We start from the raw sequence: 15,646 nt of genomic DNA, 5'->3' as shown, positions 1-15,646 counted from the left end.
GTCCCCTGCATCGCAGGGGAGGGTTGGGGTGGGGTGCTCTTGATCTTCTTCGCCAGCCCGGAGCCACCCCCTCCTAACCTCCCCCTGCCTTGCAGGGGGAGGAACAAAAACGGCGGCTCGGAGGCCGCCGTTTTCATCAACACCACCTCGCTCAGTGCGAGGCGGCTTTCGGAGCGTTCTTCGCCGTCCACTGCTTCAGCCAGGCGTTCACCGCGTCGTGCCACTGCACGCTGTTGTGCGGCTTCAGTACCCAGTGGTTCTCGTCGGGGAAGTGCAGCAGCTGGCTGGGGATGCCGCGGCGCTGCAGCGCGGTGAACGCGCCCAGGCCCTGGGTGTCGGGGATGCGGAAATCCTTCGCCGAATGGATCACCAGCATCGGCACGCGCCAGTCCTTGACGTGGTTGAGCGGGTTGAACTTCTCGTAGTTCTCCGGGTGCTCGTACTGGGTGCCGCCGTTCTCGCGCTCCTCGAACCACAGCTCCTCGGTGTCGTAGTACATGGCGCGGGTGTCGAACACGCCGTCATGGTCGATCAGGCACTTCCACGGCTGGTTCCACACGCCGGCGATCCAGTAGGTCATGTAGCCGCCGTAGCTGGCGCCGAGCGCGCAGGCGCGGTCGCCGTCGAGGAAGCTGTATTTGTCCAGCGCAGCCTTCCAGCCCAGCTTCAGGTCTTCCAGCGGCTTGCCGCCCCAGTCGCCAGAGATCGAGTCGGTGAACGCCTGACCATAGCCGGTAGAGCCGTGGAAGTTCACCGTCACCACCGCGAAGCCCTGGCCGGCGTAGGTCTGCGGGTTCCAGCGATAGCTCCAGCCGTTGCTCATCGCGCCCTGCGGGCCGCCGTGGATGATGAAGGCGACCGGGTGGGTCTGCCCTGCCTTGTAGTCGACCGGCTTCACCACGTAGCCCTGCACGGTCTCGTTGTTCCAGCCCTTGAAGGTGAAGAACTCGGCGTCGCCCACTTTCGCGTTTTTCAGGTCCGCCGCATTGAAACGGGTGACCTGCTTCAGACCGCTACCGTCGGCGGCGGCAAGATAGACGTCGGCCGGTCGCTTCAGGTCGTCGCGGCTCAGCAGCAGCTTGCCGGCGGCCAGCGAGAAGCCGCCCACCGTGCCCTCGCCGACCAGCTGGCTGACCTTGCCGCTGGTCGCATCGATCGCGAACAGCGGATGCTGGCCGTTGTCGTCGGCAGTGGCGTACAGGGTCTTGCCGTCGGCGGAAATCGCCAGGCCGCCGGGTGAGCGGTCCCAGTGCGGATCGACTTCGTGGCGACTGCCGCTGGCCAGGTCCAGCGCCATGATTGCGAAGCGGTCGGCCTCGAAGCCCGGGGTCTTCATCGCCAGGTAGTACAGCGTCTTGCCATCCGGCGAGGCCACCGGGTAGGCGTCCCAGGCCTTGTTGTCGGCGGTGAGGTTCTTCGGTGCAGCCGAACCATCTACCGGCACGCTGTACACGTCGAAGTTGGTCGACCACGGCTCGCTGCGGCCGGCGATGCGCACGTTGAAGTACACGGTCTTGCCATCCGGCGCGAAGCTGAACTCGCCCTCATCGCCGAACGGCTTGCTCGGCACGTCGCCGTCGAGGCCGCGGCTCAGCAGCTTCGGCTCATCGGAAAGCTGGCCCTTGCCGTTGAAGCGGGCCACGAACAGCTGGTTGCGCCGGCCGTCGGCCCAGGTATCCCAGTGCCGCACGAACAGCTTGTCGTACAGCGTGCCGCTGGCCTTGTCTTTCGTGCGCGCGTCGACGCGCTGCTGGGTGCATGCCAGCGTGGCGCAGTCGGTGAACACCTCATACGACAGCAGCACCTGCTTGCCGTCCGGCGACAGCTTGTAGCCGCCCAGGTCCAGCACGCCGTGACTGACCTGCACTGGCGTGGCGTGCGTCGCCAGGTTCAACCCGCCCTTGCCGCCCAGGTCCACCCGCCACAACTGCGCCACGTCCTTGGCCGGCGCCACGAAATACAGGCTGCGCCCATCCGCCGACCAGCGCGCCGAGCCGCCCTTCTTCACCACCTTCACCGGCTGGCCGCCTTTGGCCAAGTCCAGCACGTAGACCGCATTGACACCCTTGTTCGCCGCGTAGTCGGTGCTGCGCACGCCGAACGCCGCATAGCGCCCGTCCGGCGACAGCTGCGGGTCGCTGACCCGATCCATCATCACCAGGTCGCGCACGTTGAAGGCGTGCGTGCCCTCGGCCTTGACGAAGCTGGTGTCCACGACGTCGCCCGCCATCGCGGGCGCCGCCACCAGCGCGAGCAGCAGCGCGGCAATCAGAGGTCTCATGGGGTGGTTCCTTGGGTGGTCAAAGCGGTGACGGTAAGCGCCAGAGTTTTCTCAGGCAAGTTTTGTCCAGGTAATCACCGGCAGGAACCCGTCTTTTGCGTGGTGAATTCCCCTCCACTTCAAAGCAGCCCCCGGTAACGATCCCAAAGCCGAGCAGGTCTGCGTCACGGGTAGGCCGATGCGGCAGCTCATGCCACAGCAGGAACAGCAACGCCCCCTTGAGCAGAAAATTCGGCGCGTGCGGCGACACCGACAATCGGTACAGCAGCCGCTCCAGTCCGTAGCGCGTCAGCAGCAGGTTGTAATCCTCTTGCGTGGCGTCGGCCCGGTTTTTCAGCCGGGCACGTACCGAGGCGGCCACGTTTCGGCTCATGCACACCGCCCCATGCCGCCTGGCTTACGCATCCAGCGCCTCCAGATACGGCCGCATCACGTTGTGCACGCGGTCGATAGTGGCGTAGTGCCACAGCTCGTCCATCGTTACCCGGCGCGCGCGCCAGCCCTCACCCAGCGCCTCCAGCGCCACGTCCAGACCGATCTTGTTGCGGTACTTGAAGCAGTCCGCCACCGTCTTGCCCAGGTTGAACACCGACACGGCGACACCATCCACGTCGACCTGCTCGATTCCCTTGCTCAACGCACTACCCGACATGCGCACTACCCTCAGCGCCGGCTGCTTCAGTCGCGGCGTCGGCATGGTTTGCGGGATAGCCAGCCACACCTCGAACGGTGCCTGGGTGCCGATCCCGTGCAGGCGCAGCGCCGACAGCAGACACACCACCCCGCGCGGCACGCGAATCGCCACCTCGGCCAGTGAACGGTGCGCGCTGATCGCGCGTTGCGGCAGGCTGTATACCCCGCGCGCCACCCGTTGCAGCTTGCCAGCCGCCACCAGCCGGCTCAGCGTCATCGTGGGCAGCCCATGTGCCGCCAGATCGCGCGCGCGCAGTAGCGGCTGCTTGCGTGCCAGCGCCAGTATCTGCTTTTCGTGATTGAGCGGAGGCTTGGTCATGGACGGCAGCATGTTGCATTATTTATGCAAATGTAAACGCTTATAGCGCATTTGCAACACGACAGACCCCAGCCAGCACCGTGGCAAGCCCCATCGCGCATCCGCCACCATCCGTGGTTCAGTCACTGGCAGTTGGCTGCCGACCTCGCCGTCGCCACTGGTCGCCCCGTGGACCTGATCGACCTGCAGACCGTAGGCGAGCCACTGCTCGGGCAGATACTCAAGCACGGCAGAATGATCCGCGGCGAAGCGGCCGGAATGACCGGACTCATGCAGCGGCACGTGTACGCCATGGAAGATTTCATGCCCTACGTCGAACGGACGCTCGGCGAGCGCCGACACGCATGGATCGGCTGATCGTCACACGCAAACTCGATTCGCTCCGCTGCTGCCTGGTCCGGGTGCGCGAACGGTGCCCTGCCGATGTGGCTACCCGGCCGGCAATCCCGGTCTGCAGGACATTGTCGTGTTCAACTTGAGCCGTGCCGTACAGATCAGTGTGGATCTTGCCATGCACGCGTTGTCGCCGGGCAATCGCCTGGAAGCACTCAAGGGTGACCGCTCAGGACAGCACAGCATTCGCGTGAACGATCGGTTCCGCCTCTGCTTCCGCTGGAAGAGCGGTAACGCCTACGACGTCGAAATCACCGACTATCACTAAAGAGACAACGACAATGGCCTCCACCTTGCTGCCCCGTCCACCCCGGCGAAATCCTCCGTGAGGAATTCATGTTGCCGCTGGCGCTTTCCAGCAACGCGCTCGCCCGTGCCATCGGCGTCACGCCGGCACGCGTCAACGACATCGCCAACGAGAAGCGCGGCATCACCGCAGACACCGCCCTGCGCCTCGCTCGCTACTTCGGCACGACAGCGGACGTATGGATCAACCTGCAAAAGCGGTTCGAGCTGGAAACAGTACGCCGCGAACTCGGCGACGCACTGGCCCGCATCCACCCGCGCGCAGCGTGATCTCCACTGAAAAGCTTCAGCCGTGATGCTTTTCAGCCCGAAGGGAAGCCAGCGGCCCGTGCCCATCTGGCACGACCAACGCACCCGGCGTTGGCGGCGGCCACCATGTCGCATATTCGCGACACGTGCCGTCAAATGTCCTATATTCGCGACATGATGAAAGACGCACCATTCGCACGACTTGCGCGCCAACTCGGCGCAAGCTTGCGTGCCCAGCGCAAGCAGCTGGGCCTGACCCAGATCGAAGTGGCCCGTCGCGCCGGCATTGGCCGACAGAAACTGATCCAGGTCGAACAGGGCAAACCGGGTGTGGCGCTGGCTGCCTATGCCGCAACCATGGATGCGCTCGACCTGGTACCGACGGTCAAGCCGGCCGAGGTCCGGATTGCGGAGTATCCCCAACTCATGCGGCTGACCTGGAACCGGCCCGGCGCGGACATGATCGCCGAGCGCGATGCGCTGGCACTCTACGAGCGCCATTGGGACCTGGTCGACGCCGATCAGATGACCGCACACGAACGCAGCCTGCTGCGGCGGCTGGTGGGCAAGTACGGACAAGGAATCCTGCATGTTTGAGCGGCCGCACCATCAGAAGATTGCGAAGCTCCTTCGCACCATGGACGGCGACCTGCTGGCGCGGGCGAAGTGCTACTTCGGCGGCGGCACCGCCATCGCGCTCAAGCTGGGCGAATACCGCGAGTCGGTCGACGTCGACTTCCTGTGTTCTGACAAGGCTGGCTACCGGCTGCTACGCAATACCATCACGCCACCCACGCTGGGCACGGTCCTCCGCTCTCCGGTAAAACATCTGCGCGACGTGCGCACGCAACGGGACAAGATTTCCACGTTCCTGGAAATCGATGACGCGCCTGTAAGGGTCGAGTTCGTTCTGGAGGGGCGCATCGACGTGGATGGCGCGCTCGATCCCGAGCTGTCCGTGCCCGTGCTCCATCGTGACGACATGTATGCCGAAAAGCTGCTCGCCAACACTGACCGCGCGTTGGACCGCTCGCAGATGAGCCGCGACCTGATCGACCTGGCCATGATGATCAAAGCCTGGGGTCCGATACCGGCGACGGCTCTGGAAAAAGCGGAAGCCGCCTACGGCCGGTCCATCTATGACTACTTCGACCGGGGACTGGCGTTGCTGCACGATGATCGGTATCGCGACGAATGCCTGCAAGCCATGGCGATGGCACCCGACCTGGGCGCCGGCATCATTGCCACGCTCGATGCGCATCGCCCGCAACCCTCCCTGGGCGACGCAGTGCCACCGACGACAAGTCGCTCTCATTGAGAGGTAACAACCTTAGCCTGCACCTTGCTGCCTGCCTGGATTGCCGAGCTCACAAAGCGAACACAGCCCTCGCCGAGGCAGCCTGACTCGCAACAAACAGCCTCCGGAGAACCCGCGGCGATTCAAGGCCATGCATACTAGGACTCGGCCAACCGCAGATAGCGACGCATGGACACTCCTGCTCCAACCCCAGAAAAACATTGGCCTTGGTTGTTGGCGCTATCGGCCATTACAGTCTTTGCCCTCGCGCTACGCTGGTACTACGTAAGCACAGCATTGGTGCTGAACCCGGTACGAGGAGATGCTACGCAATATTTCGCGTACGCATGGAACCTCGTACACCACGGTGTCTTCGCCAAGGATGCCGCGGATGCCGCGATACTCCACCCGGACAACTATCGCGACCCGGCCTACCCCTTCTTTCTCGCGCTCTGGATGAAGGTGCTTGGCGCGGGAGATATGTGGTACGCCGCCGTCCTGTTGTGCCAGGCACTACTGGGTGCACTGACAGTCACCCTGGCCACCCAATTGGGCAAATACTGGCTGCCAACACGTTGGGCCATCGCCAGTGGCCTGCTTATGGCGGTCTGGCCGCACAGCATCACCATCAATGGCTATCTGCTCACCGAAACGCTGTTCGGGTTCCTGTGCGCGCTCGGGCTACTGCTGCTTGCCCAAGCATGCGTGCGCAGAAGCACATGGCTGGCGGCGGTTGCGGGCCTGGCACTGGGCGCGGCGGCGTTGACCAATGCCGTGCTGCTTCCGTTCGGCTTGCTGCTGGCAGGTTTCCTGGCTTGGCGCAAACTGGCGCCACGAAAAATTTGCGTGGCGCTGGCAGTAGGAGCATTGCTGCTGCCAGGGGCTTGGGCCGTCCGCAACATGCAGCTTCCCATTCCACCTGCCGGCGACTCGTCGAAGGGCCGCGCATTGCAGAATTTCGTACAAGGCGCGTGGCCGAACTACCACGACGCGTACCGGAAATCGATATTTGGCGATGCCATCACGCGAGCAAGTACGCGCGACACACTGCGCGCGGTCGATGAAGAGTACGCAGCACTACTGGCCTCACCTGCGGATGGCGCCAAAACAATCGTGCGGCGTTTCGGCGAGCATCCTTGGCGCTATATCTCTTGGTACCTGTTTGAAAAGCCGCGAGAGCTATGGGGCTGGGATGTCGTCATCGGGCAAGGCGACCTCTATGTATACCCAACCGCAAACGCACCGTTCCAGGTCAGCTCTCCCTGGATCGCGCTGGCCGCCATTTGTCGCACCCTCAACTTGCCCCTGCTGCTATTGGCGCTGGCAGCTTTGCCAGTGGCGTGGCTGTGTCGACCTGGGTCGCACGGACAGAACACACCAGCTGGCTACACCTCGCTGATTTCGGTGATCTGCATGCTGACGTTTGCAACATTGGTCTACACCACATTGCAAGCCGAACCGCGCTACTCCATACCCTTCCGATCGTTTGAGATGCTGCTGGTCGTCACTACATGTTGGTGGATTACCGCCCGGCTGAAGCACATGCGCGCCAACAAGCAAGGCACCCTCGACGCTGCCATGTAGAGAGCTCTCGGAGAAAGATTGCCCTCGCTCGCCGCAAGCGTGATGAAGCGCACATTGTCAAATTACTATTGGTACAAAACGTGCGTGTCCCGGTGTACTCACAGGGGAGTCCACCATGCTGCGCCAGCGTATTTCCGCCGGTTTCACCTTGATCGAACTGATGATCGTCGTGGCGATCATCGCGATCCTCGCTGCTATCGCCATACCGGCTTATCAGGACTACCTGATTCGTACCCAGGTCACCGAGGGCATGAGCCTGGCGGACGGAGCCAAGTCCGCGGTATGGGATTTCGTCTCCAACACCGGGCGGTTCCCATCAAACAACCAGTCTGCAGGCCTCGCCAAAAATACATCGATTGGGGGCAGTTATGTATCCAACGTAGACGTGACGGGTGGCGCCATCAAGGTGCTCTATCAGGGAACCAAAGCCAACACCCATATCAACGGCGGCGGCATATACCTGCTGCTTTCACCCGTCACCCACGCCGGCAGCATCGCCTGGTCTTGCTCAGCCAGTACGCTGGATCCGAAGTACCTACCCTCTTCCTGCCGCCAGTAGCCGCAAGCACGAATCGCCACAGCACATACATAAACTGACAACCAACGTCACTTTCGGCCTGTTCGGGACAGGCCGGCATCGCAGCACATGGATCACAATTTTCGAATCCACGAGGGCATCCTCGGCACTGCTTGCGGGCTTTCGTGACGACGGGCACAATCCCAGCGCCTACATGTATGAGGGAATACACCTGCGGCAAACGTGGCATACATACTGCTTGACTTTGCCGCGAGCTTCCTGGTCGTTCCGACCATGCGAATGGGGTCCGATCCCGCCTAGGGGGATTACGGGACCGGGGTTCAGGGGGCATCACACGGTTAGCTAACCAAAACAGAGGAACCACCATGAAGAACGTGCAGAAAGGCTTTACCCTGATCGAACTGATGATCGTGGTCGCGATCATCGCGATCCTCGCCGCGATCGCCATCCCGGCCTACCAGGACTACTTGGTTCGTTCGCAGGTGTCTGAAGCTGCGACCTTGGCTGATGGCTCCAAGACAGCGATCTCCGAGTATTACTCCAACCTTGGCTCATTCCCTGGTGTCCAGGCATCGGCCGGCCTTCCTCTCGCGACCGACATTAAGGGCAAGTATGTGACCTCAGTTGATGCCACCAGTAATCGCGGCATCATCAAGGTAACATTCGGCAACAAAGCAAACACCAACATCTCTGGCTTGTTCTTCGGCCTGTCGGCGATCACCCATGCCGGCTCGACCGAGTGGACCTGTGCGAACACCACATACACCACTATCAACGTGAAGTACCTGCCGACCTCGTGCCGTAAGTAATCGCATTCTTCAAGCGATGATCCCGAAGGGCCGCCCTGTGCGGCCCTTCTCTTTTGACCTGGAACCGTTATGCGATCTCGTGCTGGCACTCTGCTGAACCTGCTACTCACTGGTGTGACTCTCGCCATCGCCATCTGGGCCTATCGCCCGGGCCTGCACGGCGGTTTTCTGTTCGACGATTTCGGTAACCTGCCGACGCTGGGAGCCAGCGGTCCGGTGGACAACTGGCCGACATTCTGGCGCTACATCACTTCCGGCATCGCCGACCCCACGGGGCGCCCACTGACGCTACTGACGTTCCTGCTTGACACCCATGACTGGCCCGCGGATCCGTTCTCGCTCAAGCGCACCAACCTGGTCCTGCACCTACTCAATGGGATCCTGCTCTGCGTCTTGCTGGCCCGACTGGGTCGCCTGCTGGGCCATGAAGATCGGCGCAGCCGGACAGCCGCCGTGCTGGGGGCCGCGCTCTGGCTGCTGCATCCCCTGCTGGTTTCCACCACTCTGTACATCGTGCAACGCGAGGCCATGCTACCTGCCACCTGCACCATGGCCGGCCTGCTGCTCTGGCTGCATGGCCGCCACCTGCTGACCCAGGGCAAAACCGCGGCCGGCCTGACTTGGAGCATGCTAGGCTTGGGAGGCTTCACGATGCTGGGGGTGTTGGCCAAGGCCAACGGCGCCTTGCTGCCGGTGCTCGCCTTGCTGGTCGAGGCGATCGTGCTCGCACCGCGGCACCCTATAGTCTTCGATCGCGCCAAGCAGGCACATCGCCTCACTCTGATATTGTTCGGCGCCATCCCTACCATCGCCCTCCTCTCTTACCTGTGCTGGGTCGGTATCAACGGCATGTTGACTGGTGGCCCGGTAGGCAATCGCCCGTGGAGCATCGGCCAGCGCCTGCTCACCGAGCCGCGCGTGTTACTGGATTACCTCCAGCTACTGTGGCTGCCGCGCCCGTTCTCCAGCGGCCTGTTCAACGACCAGTACGTCGCCTCGATCTCGTGGCTGCAGCCAATCACCACTCTACCCGCCATGTTGGCCGTGTTCGGCTTGATCGGACTGGCTTGGTGGCAACGCCGGCGATATCCCGCACTCGCCTTGGCGATACTGTTCTACTTCGCCGGCCAGTTGCTGGAATCCACCTCGATACCGCTGGAGCTCTATTTCGAGCACCGCAACTACCTGCCTGCCTTGCTGATGTTCTGGCCACTCGGCCTGTGGCTGGCCAATGCGCGCAAGCTGCGACTACTCAAGTACACCCTGATGCTGGCTCTGCCGCTAGGCTTGGCCTGGATTACCCACACCCGCGCCGAGCTGTGGGGCAACGTGCATAGCCAGGCTTTGCTCTGGGCCACGATCAACCCCAATTCAGCGCGCGCCCAGACCAATGCCGCGCAGATCGAGATGCGGGCCGGACAACCGCAAGCCGCCGTACGTCGCCTGGAAAAACTGCTCGTAGATCAGCCAAACCAGGTGCAACTCGCTTTCAACCTGATCGGTGCGCGCTGCATGATCGGCGGCATCACGGCTGACGATCTCGACGCAGCGAAGCTCGCCATGCAGGGCACGCCAAATACCGGCACCCTGTTCGCCAACTGGTTCGAACGCACCCTGCCGGCGGCGATGTCGGGCGGATGCCCTGGGCTGACCGCACAAGGCCTGCAGCAACTGATCGACACCGGGCTGGATAACCCAAAACTGTCCGCCGCCGGCCCTCAACAGGATCTGACCTACTTGCGTGGCAAGATCGCACTCGCGCAGGGCCGACCGGACGAGGCCCTGGCCGATTTCACCCGTGCGCTCAACCTGCAGGTGCGGCCTGGCATGGCCCTCGAAGCCGCTGCGACCTTGGGGCGTGCTGGCTACCCGTCGCACGGTTTGCGTCTGCTCGACCACTACGAAACGGTTCGCGGGAATGCCATGAAGCCCGGCTTCGGCATGCCATGGCTGCACGCCTGGGTACTCGAACACCAGCACTACTGGCCCCACGAGCTGGATCACCTGCGCCGACAACTCGCGCTCGACGCCAGGGCGGACTCCATGAATACTTCCGGCCACACCTCTCCAGCAGGCACGTCAGATTGATGGACCTCCTTCGCCGCCCGCCGTGGCGCCTCCTGACACTGCTTGGCGCCTTCGCCATCACCCTGGCCATCTACTGGCCGGGACTCTCCGGCGGCTTCCTGTTCGACGACTACCCCAACATCGTCGACAACAAGGGCGTGCAGCCGCACGACGCCAGCATCCCGTCGCTGGTCGGTGCTGCACTTTCCTCACCGGCGAGTGACTTCAAACGGCCACTGGCCTCGCTGAGCTTTGCCGTCAACTACTTGACCACCGGCCTCGATCCGTACTGGATGAAGCTGACCAACCTGCTGATCCACCTGCTGAACGGCTGGCTGGTGTATCTGCTGTCGATGGCGCTGCTGCGATCCGATCCCTCCGGCCGGCATCTGCGCACTCCGCTCATTGCGGCACTGATCGCCACTGGCTGGATGCTGTTGCCGATCAACCTCACCGCCGTGCTGTACGTGGTGCAGCGCATGGAAAGCATGGCCAACCTGTTCGTGCTGCTGGGGTTGCTCGGCTACGTGGCGGGCCGCCGCCGCATGCTCGGCTACCTCTCGGATCGTGCAGGCGGCGAAACCTGGAGAGGCTTCATCCTGTGCGCAGCGAGCATCACGATACCGACAGCCCTCGGTATCCTCGCCAAGGAAACCGCGGTGATGCTTCCCCTGTACGCACTCCTGGTCGAATGGGCGCTGTTTCGTTTCGGCAGGCCAATACAGGCACAGCATGATGCGTCGTCGCCGCAACGCGCCGACCTGCGCGTGATCGGCCTGTTCCTGCTGGTGCTCGCCCTGCCCATGATCGCGGGACTGGCCTGGCTCCTGCCCGGTGTGCTGAGACCAGAAACCTGGGCCGCGCGCGATTTCACCTTGGGCACCCGCCTGCTCAGCGAAGCACGCATTGTCGTCGACTACATCGCGTGGACCCTGCTGCCCACACCGAGCGCCCTGTCGTTCTATCACGACGACTTCCGGGTTTCGACCGGGTTGCTCTCCCCCTGGAGCACGTTGGTCAGCATCGTTTTTCTTGCTGCCTTGGTCGCACTGATGCTGTGGCTGCGCCCCTGCAGACCGCTGGCGGCACTCGGTATCGCACTGTTTCTCAGCTGCCAGTTGCTCACCGGCACCATCCTGCCGCTGGAGCTGATCTACGAGCATCGCAACTACTTCGCAAGCTTCGGTCTACTGCTGGCGACCGTGCCGCTACTCGCCATGCCGCAATCGTCCCTGTTCGCGTTGCCGCGATATGTGCTGCTGGCCGGGCTGATGCTTTGCTGGACCGTCTTGGCGGCCCTTACCGCCTACGCTTGGGGCAACCCGCTGCGCCTGGCGGAAGACCTCGCCGTGCGCGCACCACAGTCGCCGCGGGCCCAGTACGAACTGGGGCGCACCTACATCATCTACTCGCACTACGATCCCGCTTCACCTTTCACAAAACTGGCCTACGCACCGCTGGAAAAAGCTGCCGCGCTGCCGAACTCATCGATTCTTCCGGAGCAGGCGCTGATTTTCATGAATGCGCGCATGGGGCTGCCGATCAAGGAGGCGTGGTGGGACAGCATGATCATCAAGCTCAGGACCCATAAGCCAGGCGTCCAGGATGAAAGTTCGTTAGGGGCGCTGACCCAGTGCATGAATGAGCGCCGCTGCAATCTGTCTCCCGCGCGGATGACCGCCACCTTCCTCGCCGCCCTGTCACATGACCACTCCAGCGCTCGCCTGTTGGCCACGTATGGCGACTACGCATGGAACGCGCTTGGGGATCATGTGCTGGGCGAGCGGATGACTGAGGAAGCGGTGAAGACCAGCCCGAACGAACCCGCCTATCAGATCACCTTGATTCGTATGCTGGCCGCGCGGGGCCGCAAGACCGAAGCCGAAAAAGCCTTGGAACGATTGGATCGGTTGAATATCGGCGGTCGCCTGACCAACACTCTGGACCAATTGCGTACGCAACTATCCGATTTGTCCGCACCCGTCCCATCAATGAGCACCCATTGAAAGGCCCACTCGCGCGCAGCAGTCTGCAGACCAGCGTCATGCTCGGGCTGCGGGTAATGACCCAGGCGGTGGTCCTGGTTCTGCTTACGCGATTGCTCGGACCGCGTGCTTACGGGAGCTTCGCCGCCGCTGCTTCACTGGCCGTGGTGCTGGGCCTGCTGCCCAATTTCGGCGCCGGCTTCGTGATGTTGGCCCGGAACGCGCACGACGCCAACGGCACGGCCGCCGTATGGCGTTATGCGTGGCCGATGACGGTATTGTTCGGACTGCTGTTGCTGGCCTTCTATATCGTCGTTGCCAGCTTTGTTACCCGGCCGGCGCTTCCACTGCACGTCCTGCTAGCGATGGGTGCGGCCGAGTTGCTGTTGACGCCGTTCACCATGTTGCTGAGTTTCGCCTTGCAGGCGCGCGAACGGGTACCGTTGAGTCAATGCGTGCAATGGCTGCCGCTGGGCCTAAGAGTGCTTGCGGTATTGCCTTGCTTCCTCTTGCCAGATGGACAACGGCTTTCGGCCTATGTCTTCTTCCAGCTGCTCGCGTCGCTGCTCGGCTTGCTGCTGGGCTTGTGGATCACCAGCCGTCTCGTGACACTGGATTGGCGCCCACGCCGTGCCACCCGAGAGGAGCTGAGCGACGGCGCCTCGTATGCGGCAATGAATCTGGTTGCGGCGAACCCCTCCGAATTGGACAAGATCATTGCTGTTCGCCTGGTTGGTGCACACGACGCGGGCATCTACGCGGCCACGGCACGCGTTATGGCGGCCACGGTGATGCCAGTGACTGCCATGTTGCTGGCATCGCTGCCCCGATTGTTTCGACACGCGCACACACCCACCCGGGAAGGGCAGCGGCTGATCGGCCTGATCGCCTTGCTGGCACTGGCCTGGGGCCTCGCCAGTGGACTGTTGTTGGCACTATGCAGTCCGTTACTGCCGTGGTTGTTCGGCACGTCGTTCGTGGCCATGGCCCAGTTGATGCCGTGGCTGGCCGCGGTTGCACCCTTGCTCTCGCTGCGACTGGCTGCTGGTGCCGTGCTGGTTGCATTGGGCAAGCCGCTGGAGCGTATGGCGTTCGAGCTCTCCGGCATCCTGCTTCTGGTCGGCAGCATGCTGGCGCTGGCGCCGCATTATGGTATCCGCGGACTGGCCGTGGCTCTCGTCATCGCCGAAACAAGCATGGCGCTGATTGGCTGGTGGCTGGTACACCGCCGCCTCGCAAACCACGTGGCAATGGGCGGGATTTTCTAGCGACGTCCTGATGCTATCCGTACGCCATGCCACAAAGCCTTGCACGGCACCAGCGAACGGAAGCGGATCGAGCGGATCGCCCCGCGCGCCACCAGGATGCACGTGCGGGATGCCAGCAGGATGCCTGTCTCCACCCGATTTCGTGCAAGCTTGCGTGCCAGGATCAGGTGCGCGGCGACCATGTGCATCTCGTAGAACGCGGACCCCAGTCCGCTGCTCGCCGAGCCGTCATGCTCGACCAGTGTTTCGTGCACATACGCCATCGCATCCGGCAACTGAGCGAGCCGCCAACCCAGCTCCCAGTCCTCGCCGTACATGAAGAAGTCCTCGTCGAACAGCGGCAAAGCGACCCGCTCGATAGCCACCAGCAGGCAACAACCGCTTGCATAGGGAAAGTAGCCGCGGCGCGCCCGCCACGACAGCAGGCCGGTCAACCGATGGCAGTATGCCGGGCCCAGAACACGCCCAGCATGGTCGATATCGGGATAGGCGATCCTCGCGTTGCTATTCGCAACAAGCGCATCGACAAGCTTGGTCAGCCCACCCGGCAGCAAGCGGGCATCGTTGTTGATCAACAGCACCCAGGCGCCCGGATACCGTTGGCGACAATGCTCCAGTCCGCGGTTGACCCCTGCCGCGAACCCGAGGTTGGCAGCACTCACATGCAGATCGACACGCGCATCATGAACAAATGCGGCAGCGATCGCCGCTGCAGAGGTTCCTCCATCGGCCGAGTTGTCCCATACGACAACATGCTGGATACCCTGCCCGAGCAGCGAATGGATGCAGCTAATGCTACGCACGGCATCGCGGTAGTTGAGCAAAAGCCCGGTAATCTGCCTGCCCATCAGCATGGCTTGCGGGCAGTGATGACCAATTCTTCGCCGGCAGTCGCTGACAAGGACGCCATCAAATCCACCACGCCCGGCGGCAATCCTCGAGCATCACTCCTTTTACGCCGGGCCAATTCACGGGATGCGCGGAGGATGTATGCGGCACCGCGTCCGCGACGATGGAAGCGGATATCCGTGAAGCCAACTTTCGTCAGCAAGCCACGCAACGCCTGTGCGGAAAATACGACGAGATGCCGAGGCGGCTCCAGGCCACGCCAGGCACGCCCGAACCACCTGTGCCCCATGCTCTGTACGTTAGGCGTGGCGAGCCAGATGGTTCCGTCGGTGCGCAACAGATCAAACATGCGTTTCAGGAGCGCTCGCGGCTCGTGCACATGTTCGATCACATGCGATGACGTGATCACATCGAATCGTTGCGCATCGCAAAAGGAATCCAGTGTTCCCTCGAAAACGTCCAAACCGTCCAGGCGTGCAGTCGCTACAGCCAGTGGATCCGGCTCAACCCCGGCAACATTCCAGCCAGCCGCTCTGGCCCGCAGCAGGAACACGCCGTTGCCGCAACCCACATCAAGCAGGCGCCCCTTGACGCGGGGCAAGCCCCGATAGAAGAAGTCGAGCTGCTGTCGCAGCGCAGGTATCAGCGGAATCATGAAACGGCCTGCAGCGATTGCAGGCAACCGCTGCGGCCCATAGCGCGCATTCATGTAACCGTTAGCAAGCCTCCAGAGCAACGAATGACCATTGTCATCCTCATACGTCGTCGCACCCGAACGATGCGTGTAATACGACGCGTATGCCTTGCCTATGGCTTGCGGCGTAGGCCTGGGATCAAGGAACAGGCTGCCGCAGCCGCGGCAATCTCGTAGGGACCACTCGCCAGGCACGCTTTCGAGATAGTCATGCAATTGCTGGTATCGGTATTCACCCGGTGCGGCACCGCATGCAGGGCATGTGGCCACTGTTTGCAGCTCGTCGATACGCCATTCACTCGCCATGAGCCGAT

15 protein-coding genes and 1 pseudogene are annotated in these 15,646 nt (G+C 62.7%); 11 read left to right on the top strand and 5 right to left on the bottom strand.

Annotated features, from left to right (window positions below):
• Positions 1-151: 151 nt before the first annotated feature.
• The 3 genes from AC3WTD_RS12175 to AC3WTD_RS12165 are packed head-to-tail and all read right to left on the bottom strand — an operon-like array spanning position 152 to position 3,293.
• A complete protein-coding gene (locus AC3WTD_RS12175) occupies positions 152-2,281 on the bottom strand; it encodes a dipeptidyl-peptidase 5 (protein ID WP_492613943.1) in 2,130 nt (709 codons plus the stop codon).
• Positions 2,282-2,300: 19 nt separating this feature from the next.
• Positions 2,301-2,642, bottom strand: a complete 342-nt coding sequence (locus tag AC3WTD_RS12170) for a nucleotidyl transferase AbiEii/AbiGii toxin family protein (RefSeq protein ID WP_492613942.1) — start codon at positions 2,640-2,642, stop codon at positions 2,301-2,303.
• Positions 2,643-2,678: 36 nt separating this feature from the next.
• Positions 2,679-3,293, bottom strand: coding sequence for a type IV toxin-antitoxin system AbiEi family antitoxin domain-containing protein (locus AC3WTD_RS12165; RefSeq protein ID WP_492613941.1), 615 nt, complete (start codon positions 3,291-3,293; stop codon positions 2,679-2,681).
• A 168-nt stretch (positions 3,294-3,461) separates the two neighbouring features.
• Here AC3WTD_RS12165 and AC3WTD_RS12160 point away from each other — a divergent pair, with 168 nt between their 5' ends.
• From AC3WTD_RS12160 to AC3WTD_RS12110, 11 genes and pseudogenes are all read left to right on the top strand, one after another.
• Complete coding sequence (locus AC3WTD_RS12160; RefSeq protein WP_492613940.1) at positions 3,462-3,650, top strand: hypothetical protein; 189 nt, start codon at positions 3,462-3,464, stop codon at positions 3,648-3,650.
• Between the two features lie 109 nt (positions 3,651-3,759).
• Positions 3,760-3,954 (top strand): type II toxin-antitoxin system RelE/ParE family toxin, encoded by a 195-nt coding sequence (locus AC3WTD_RS12155; RefSeq protein WP_492613939.1) that lies wholly within the window; start codon positions 3,760-3,762, stop codon positions 3,952-3,954.
• Positions 3,955-3,989: 35 nt separating this feature from the next.
• Positions 3,990-4,262 (top strand): annotated as a pseudogene (locus tag AC3WTD_RS12150) (HigA family addiction module antitoxin); the annotation flags it as partial.
• A 105-nt stretch (positions 4,263-4,367) separates the two neighbouring features.
• Positions 4,368-4,838, top strand: a complete 471-nt coding sequence (locus AC3WTD_RS12145) for a helix-turn-helix domain-containing protein (RefSeq protein ID WP_492613938.1) — start codon at positions 4,368-4,370, stop codon at positions 4,836-4,838.
• Positions 4,831-5,559 carry a nucleotidyl transferase AbiEii/AbiGii toxin family protein gene (locus tag AC3WTD_RS12140; protein WP_492613937.1) on the top strand — a complete coding sequence of 243 codons (729 nt, stop codon included), beginning with the start codon at positions 4,831-4,833 and terminating at the stop codon, positions 5,557-5,559. Before AC3WTD_RS12145 ends, AC3WTD_RS12140 begins: the two co-directional genes overlap by 8 nt.
• Before the next feature lie 168 nt (positions 5,560-5,727).
• The gene (locus AC3WTD_RS12135; RefSeq protein WP_492613936.1) at positions 5,728-7,122 is read left to right on the top strand and encodes a glycosyltransferase family 39 protein; all 1,395 of its coding nucleotides are present in this window, start codon (positions 5,728-5,730) and stop codon (positions 7,120-7,122) included.
• A 115-nt stretch (positions 7,123-7,237) separates the two neighbouring features.
• Positions 7,238-7,681 (top strand): pilin, encoded by a 444-nt coding sequence (locus AC3WTD_RS12130; protein WP_492613935.1) that lies wholly within the window; start codon positions 7,238-7,240, stop codon positions 7,679-7,681.
• Positions 7,682-8,025: 344 nt separating this feature from the next.
• A complete protein-coding gene (locus AC3WTD_RS12125) occupies positions 8,026-8,469 on the top strand; it encodes a pilin (protein WP_492613934.1) in 444 nt (147 codons plus the stop codon).
• Between the two features lie 114 nt (positions 8,470-8,583).
• Positions 8,584-10,557: a tetratricopeptide repeat protein gene (locus tag AC3WTD_RS12120; protein WP_492613933.1), complete on the top strand. Its 1,974-nt coding sequence runs from the start codon at positions 8,584-8,586 to the stop codon at positions 10,555-10,557.
• Positions 10,557-12,542 (top strand): tetratricopeptide repeat protein, encoded by a 1,986-nt coding sequence (locus tag AC3WTD_RS12115; protein WP_051257586.1) that lies wholly within the window; start codon positions 10,557-10,559, stop codon positions 12,540-12,542. Before AC3WTD_RS12120 ends, AC3WTD_RS12115 begins: the two co-directional genes overlap by 1 nt.
• Positions 12,539-13,789 (top strand): lipopolysaccharide biosynthesis protein, encoded by a 1,251-nt coding sequence (locus AC3WTD_RS12110; protein WP_051257587.1) that lies wholly within the window; start codon positions 12,539-12,541, stop codon positions 13,787-13,789. Before AC3WTD_RS12115 ends, AC3WTD_RS12110 begins: the two co-directional genes overlap by 4 nt.
• Here the strand turns inward: AC3WTD_RS12110 and AC3WTD_RS12105 are convergent.
• On the bottom strand, positions 13,786-14,637 hold the full coding sequence (locus AC3WTD_RS12105; RefSeq protein ID WP_492613932.1) for a glycosyltransferase family 2 protein: 852 nt from the start codon (positions 14,635-14,637) through the stop codon (positions 13,786-13,788). The two genes, AC3WTD_RS12110 and AC3WTD_RS12105, sit on opposite strands and share 4 nt — an antisense overlap.
• Positions 14,637-15,638, bottom strand: coding sequence for a class I SAM-dependent methyltransferase (locus AC3WTD_RS12100; protein WP_037089869.1), 1,002 nt, complete (start codon positions 15,636-15,638; stop codon positions 14,637-14,639). The genes AC3WTD_RS12105 and AC3WTD_RS12100 overlap by 1 nt, the downstream gene beginning before the upstream one ends.
• Positions 15,639-15,646 lie beyond the last annotated feature (8 nt).

The organism is Rhodanobacter sp. FW106-PBR-R2A-1-15 (assembly GCF_058789735.1).
Note: the sequence above shows the minus strand (reverse complement) of the source record. Positions and strands in the feature narration are given on the sequence as shown.

Excerpts from the sequence above, each read along its gene's own strand:
- AC3WTD_RS12175 (WP_492613943.1), bottom strand. The coding sequence starts at position 2,281 with ATGAGACCTCTGATTGCCGCGCTGCTGCTCGCGCTGGTGGCGGCGCCC.
- AC3WTD_RS12165 (WP_492613941.1), bottom strand. The coding sequence starts at position 3,293 with ATGACCAAGCCTCCGCTCAATCACGAAAAGCAGATACTGGCGCTGGCA.
- AC3WTD_RS12145 (WP_492613938.1), top strand. The coding sequence starts at position 4,368 with ATGTCGCATATTCGCGACACGTGCCGTCAAATGTCCTATATTCGCGAC.
- AC3WTD_RS12140 (WP_492613937.1), top strand. The coding sequence starts at position 4,831 with ATGTTTGAGCGGCCGCACCATCAGAAGATTGCGAAGCTCCTTCGCACC.
- AC3WTD_RS12135 (WP_492613936.1), top strand. The coding sequence starts at position 5,728 with ATGGACACTCCTGCTCCAACCCCAGAAAAACATTGGCCTTGGTTGTTG.
- AC3WTD_RS12130 (WP_492613935.1), top strand. The coding sequence starts at position 7,238 with ATGCTGCGCCAGCGTATTTCCGCCGGTTTCACCTTGATCGAACTGATG.
- AC3WTD_RS12125 (WP_492613934.1), top strand. The coding sequence starts at position 8,026 with ATGAAGAACGTGCAGAAAGGCTTTACCCTGATCGAACTGATGATCGTG.
- AC3WTD_RS12115 (WP_051257586.1), top strand. The coding sequence starts at position 10,557 with ATGGACCTCCTTCGCCGCCCGCCGTGGCGCCTCCTGACACTGCTTGGC.
- AC3WTD_RS12105 (WP_492613932.1), bottom strand. The coding sequence starts at position 14,637 with ATGGGCAGGCAGATTACCGGGCTTTTGCTCAACTACCGCGATGCCGTG.
- AC3WTD_RS12100 (WP_037089869.1), bottom strand. The coding sequence starts at position 15,638 with ATGGCGAGTGAATGGCGTATCGACGAGCTGCAAACAGTGGCCACATGC.